Annotated in this window: 8 protein-coding genes and 1 tRNA gene; 6 read left to right on the forward strand and 3 right to left on the reverse strand. The window is 63.6% G+C overall.

The genetic code is table 11. The features are described from left to right. Positions 1-247: LysR substrate-binding domain-containing protein (locus tag VNW74_RS11370; RefSeq protein WP_325676789.1), on the forward strand; the 247-nt coding region annotated here is incomplete at its 5' end. 777 nt (positions 248-1,024) lie between these two features. Here VNW74_RS11370 and VNW74_RS11375 read toward each other — a convergent pair. Both VNW74_RS11375 and VNW74_RS11380 read right to left on the reverse strand, forming a co-directional pair. Continuing rightward, the gene (locus tag VNW74_RS11375) at positions 1,025-1,237 is read right to left on the reverse strand and encodes a YegP family protein (RefSeq protein WP_325676792.1); all 213 of its coding nucleotides are present in this window, start codon (positions 1,235-1,237) and stop codon (positions 1,025-1,027) included. 178 nt (positions 1,238-1,415) lie between these two features. Further along, entirely contained in the window at positions 1,416-1,754 is a 339-nt protein-coding gene (locus VNW74_RS11380) for a GlsB/YeaQ/YmgE family stress response membrane protein (RefSeq protein ID WP_325676794.1), read from the reverse strand. Positions 1,755-2,142: 388 nt separating this feature from the next. Between VNW74_RS11380 and VNW74_RS11385 the strand changes: the two genes are divergently transcribed. The 5 genes from VNW74_RS11385 (at position 2,143) to VNW74_RS11405 (ending at position 3,997) form a co-directional block, all read left to right on the forward strand. Further along, positions 2,143-2,409 carry a hypothetical protein gene (locus VNW74_RS11385; protein ID WP_325676796.1) on the forward strand — a complete coding sequence of 89 codons (267 nt, stop codon included), beginning with the start codon at positions 2,143-2,145 and terminating at the stop codon, positions 2,407-2,409. Then, entirely contained in the window at positions 2,406-2,702 is a 297-nt protein-coding gene (locus tag VNW74_RS11390) for a hypothetical protein (RefSeq protein ID WP_325676798.1), read from the forward strand. The genes VNW74_RS11385 and VNW74_RS11390 overlap by 4 nt, the downstream gene beginning before the upstream one ends. Next, positions 2,699-2,899, forward strand: a complete 201-nt coding sequence (locus tag VNW74_RS11395; protein ID WP_325676800.1) for a hypothetical protein — start codon at positions 2,699-2,701, stop codon at positions 2,897-2,899. The genes VNW74_RS11390 and VNW74_RS11395 overlap by 4 nt, the downstream gene beginning before the upstream one ends. Before the next feature lie 343 nt (positions 2,900-3,242). Then, positions 3,243-3,518, forward strand: coding sequence for a hypothetical protein (locus tag VNW74_RS11400; RefSeq protein WP_325676802.1), 276 nt, complete (start codon positions 3,243-3,245; stop codon positions 3,516-3,518). Then, a complete protein-coding gene (locus tag VNW74_RS11405; protein ID WP_325676804.1) occupies positions 3,479-3,997 on the forward strand; it encodes a hypothetical protein in 519 nt (172 codons plus the stop codon). The genes VNW74_RS11400 and VNW74_RS11405 overlap by 40 nt, the downstream gene beginning before the upstream one ends. 80 nt (positions 3,998-4,077) lie before the next feature. On the opposite strand, the gene VNW74_RS11410 is transcribed toward VNW74_RS11405, so the two are convergent. Continuing rightward, positions 4,078-4,150 (reverse strand) — tRNA-Arg (locus VNW74_RS11410). Positions 4,151-4,217: the final 67 nt, after the last annotated feature.

Genomic DNA, 4,217 nt, shown 5'->3' on the forward strand with positions numbered 1-4,217 from the left:
TCAGGCGGCCGGCTTCACCCCGGCGCTGGCCTTCGAGGGCGAGGCGATGGACACGCTACGGGGCCTGGTCGCCGCCGGTCTCGGCGTGGCCGTGCTGCCCGCGGCGCAGCCCGCCCCACCGCCGGGGGTCGTAGAGATACCGTTGCGTCCCAGGGCAGCCCGTCACATCGGCCTGATCTGGGCGAGCGACCGCCCCATGACCCCGGCCGTGCGGGCCTTCCGCGATTTCGTCAGCTCGGGACCGTAACGTCGCGGTGGAAGCTGCCGGAAGTACTGTCGCGATCCGTGCCACGAGGTCAGGCAGGACCGCCGTGTCGGTATGGGCCTGGAACGCACAGATCACCCCATCGAAGATCCCCTTCACCAATCCGCCCAGGACCCGGGTGACGCCCGTGCGGCGGCCGGACTGGGCCGCGGGTGAGCGCTAGCCAAACCTATGCCAGCTGGTTCTCGCCAGCGAACGCGCCCAGGTCGGTCCAGTCGAACAATGCCGAGTGTCAATGAGGGGCGACGGGTCGGTGCTGCGATGGGACCGAAAGCCACGCTAAGCACAGGGGCGGCATTCACGCAGCCGAGAACCTTCGGACACTCAGAAACTGCCAGTGCCAGCGTAAGGCCAGAAGTCTTCTGGCTGCTGTTGATTCACCGGCGGTTGGGCCGGCGGTGGTGGAGGCGGTGGCGGCTGTGGTGCATCGGTCGGTGGATCCGCTGGCGGCGGCGCCGGGAGGACAGCCGGCGTATTCGGCGTGCCGTCGAAACCGGGCGCCGCATACGCCGGGACGCTCACTGCGGCCGTGGGTATAGCGATAAGCACCCCCGCCACGGCGATCTTCCTGATGTTGCTGCGGACGACGGATGACATTGACCAAGTCATTGATCACTCCCTTCACCGGGTCCCGAATAGCGCCGATATTTCCACTTAATAGATCGATGCGACAGGTACTGGAGGCGCAGCGATGAACGGCATCGAATTGCACGACGTCCTGGCCGTCGCGCGCTGGCCGGCGCAGGGCGGCTAGCCCCCCTAATGGATCGGGTTAAGCCAGTGGACCTGACCTCGCAGGAGATCTTGGCGCTCGTCGCCGTGTTCGAGTCGGCGGACCAACGGGTGAACGCACCAGGCGCTGGCCTTCGTCTCGTAACCCTGGCTGGCAGCGATGATCTCACCGTTCGGGGCTTTCGGGTGGAACCGGAACTTGCCCGCGTCGTCCTTGCTGATTTCGAACCTGGCCGCCATCAAATCTCCTATGGACGAAGCAGGGCCTAACGGGCATCACCGTAACCCTGGTGAGCGCGCCTAGCGCACCGGACGGTTAATCGGGCTGAGGCCAAAATGACCAGCTAGCTCCGGTGCGTATCTGCGCGAGTCTCTTCGCCCGGCTATCTGGAGAACGCCGAGCTGTCGTTCGAGCCAGCTACCAAGGCAACCTGGTACGGGTACGCCGACCCAAGATGCCGGTACCGCCACGCCGACCCAAGATGCCGGTACGGGTACGCCGACCCATCACGGATTCGTAGATCGCGATGAGCACGACGGCAGCGGCGACTCCGATGAAAAACGGAATCCAGGCGACTCCACCATTGGCATTGTGGTATCCGAACTGGCTAGCCACCACTGAGCCGATCAAGCCACCTAGGGCACCGATTAGAACCGTCGTGACCATGCCGATGTCTTGCTTACCCGGCATGACGAGACGCGCCACCAAACCGATGATCGCGCCCACGATGAGGGCGAGGATTATTGATCCGATCATTTCAGCTCCTGTCCTAGCGGCGTCCGGAGTCGACACCGTCTCGCACTACGGGTTCCCCGAATCGGCGGACTTATAACGCACATGTCGAGCAAGTCAGCGTGGCGGCGAGTCCCACCTTCGAAGCCGCACTGACAACTCGCCGTTGAGGCGCCGCCTTTCTTCGTCAGCGTCCGCGCCACCGCCAGACCCCCGCCGGCGGCCGCGCGCCGATGCCGAATGTCGCGGTCGTGCCCGTGTCCACGTGACCACAAGCGTTACAAGGTCGCAGATTATCGGAAGGTCACGATGCGTGCGTATGACCACGGCTCCGGCTGCTGAATTCCTTACGACTTCCTGCGTGTCGGCTGGAGTGTTGAACGCTCCCGCCTGTGACTTACGTACACCCTTCATGCTTCCCGCGACCCGCGCCAACAAGGCCATCGGGCATTACTGGTTTGAACATGACCCGGTGCGCGCATATCGCCGGGAAACCAAGCTTCTCGGTGGCCGCTATTGGGTGGAGTCATCGTGGAACTTCGATGGCACCAAACGCGAATACCTCGTGGTGGCGGCCGAGCCTAACGGCGGCGTCGGATACTTGCACGGCGCCGAACGTTTCCCGACGCTGGCGGAAGCGGTTGCCGTTATCAACGCGATTCTGGAGGCGCGGCGATGAGCGACGACTTCGACCGTATTGCGGACAGGCTCCGCGGCGAATTCATCAGCAGCGAACGGCTGGACTACTTGCAGGAGTTAGGGAGGGCGATAGCGAAGGAGGAGGCCAAGATGGCGGGCGAGAGTGTCGCAGACACTATCCGGCGACACGCTAATGACCTCCGCTCGGCTGCTGATCTCGCCGAGGGGTCCGACACCGACGTTTTTCTGACACCCGTTGACGCGCGCGAACTTGCGGCCCTCCTGATCGCTATTATCGCCGTGCAGGTCGACGACGACGGGGCAGACGCATGAACGGTGTCGACCTCAACGAATTCCTGGCCATCGTCCATGGGCCTGCCATCGACCGGGCGCTCGCGATCATGAATCGCATCAAGCTGGCCGACCTGACCACGCCGGAAGTCCTGGCGCTCGTGGCGATTTTCGAGGCCGCAGACCAGCGGGTGAACGCGCCCACCGCTCCGGTGTTCGATCTCATGCCCCGCGGCTGAGCTTGCGCACCCTTTTTCGGGAAACGCCTAAAAGGCAGGTTGGCCGCCCGTGTCACACCCTCCTAGGACGCTTCAAACGGCTCCAAGCGGAAGGCTCACCGATGCAACGACGTAATCCGGCCGGTGTGGTAGTGCAGATGCCTAGACAGCGGATGTGGCCGGGTGACATGGCAAGATCACCGAGTGATCTAGCGGTGGAATGTTTTTCGCCTCCACTTACATCTGTGACGCGGACGGTAGGCGGCGACGGGTGGAGCGTTCAAGCGCCAAGTCGAACGAGGATGCTCGGCGAATTCTTCGGCGGCACTTAGCTAACCGCCGCGCACCGTTGTCGGGACAAGCTGTGACGCAGCGGACGTCGCTGTCGGAGTTGTTCGAACTCTGGATTGAGACAAAGGAACTCGTCGACGGCGTCAGTGAGCAGACCGCGCAGGCTTATCGGGAGGTTTGGAAGGTACACGGCGCCGAGCAGCTCGGCGCGCTGCGCGTAACGGAGATGCCCACAAGCCATGCGGATGCCCGCCTGCAGCAGATGGGGTCAACAACGCACGCCAAGCGGCTTCGGATGTCCTGTCTGGGATGTACGGGCTGGCTGTGCGCTATGACGTGCTGTCGGTGAATCCAATCAGGGAGGCCCGCACGGTCAAGACGGAACGGATGCCGGCGCGAGCAGCCTCATCGGCGGAGTTTGAGCGCGTGCGGGCCGCGCTGCGGACCTACAACAACAGGAAGGCCCCAGGTCCGCGGCCCGGTCGCCTGTTGGCCGCCTTCGTCGAGCTAATGGCGGCGACAGGTGCGCGGCCGAACGAGGTGCTGGCGCTTCGATGGAGCGACGTTGACCTGTTGGCGGACCCGCCGACGGTGACGATCACTGGCACGTTGATCGACCACGGCCGAATCCCTGGCAAACCGCTGCATCGGCAGGACGCCTGCAAGGGTGACGCTCCCCCGCACACTGTGCTACTTCCTCGTTTCGGTGTCGAGGCGCTGACAGCGTTGGTCGCTGAGTCTGGGATGGACGGCCCGCAGCGGCAGACCCTTGGCCCTGATGTGCGGGCCGTGCTGGACGAATACGCAGGTGGCGATTGTGGAGACTGAAAGTATCAGGAAAGCGTCAGATCACGGGCGTGTCGCCGACCTTCATGCTGACAGTCACGCCAACTGCCAGCGGTTTTCAGCGCGCCCGAAGAGATTCGAACTCCCAACCTTCTGATCCGTAGTCAGATGCTCTATCCGTTGAGCTACGGGCGCATGTGTTCAGTTATCTAGCTGGCGGAGGCGAGAGGATTTGAACCTCCGGTCCCCGGTAAGAGGACAA

It is taken from the genome of Mycobacterium sp. (genome assembly GCF_035570115.1).
GTDB lineage: Bacteria > Actinomycetota > Actinomycetes > Mycobacteriales > Mycobacteriaceae > Mycobacterium.

Bases quoted from the DNA above. Each gene is read 5' to 3' on its own strand.
- VNW74_RS11375 (WP_325676792.1), bottom strand. From the start codon at position 1,237: ATGGCGGCCAGGTTCGAAATCAGCAAGGACGACGCGGGCAAGTTCCGG.
- VNW74_RS11380 (WP_325676794.1), bottom strand. From the start codon at position 1,754: ATGATCGGATCAATAATCCTCGCCCTCATCGTGGGCGCGATCATCGGT.
- VNW74_RS11385 (WP_325676796.1), top strand. From the start codon at position 2,143: ATGCTTCCCGCGACCCGCGCCAACAAGGCCATCGGGCATTACTGGTTT.
- VNW74_RS11390 (WP_325676798.1), top strand. From the start codon at position 2,406: ATGAGCGACGACTTCGACCGTATTGCGGACAGGCTCCGCGGCGAATTC.
- VNW74_RS11395 (WP_325676800.1), top strand. From the start codon at position 2,699: ATGAACGGTGTCGACCTCAACGAATTCCTGGCCATCGTCCATGGGCCT.
- VNW74_RS11405 (WP_325676804.1), top strand. From the start codon at position 3,479: ATGTACGGGCTGGCTGTGCGCTATGACGTGCTGTCGGTGAATCCAATC.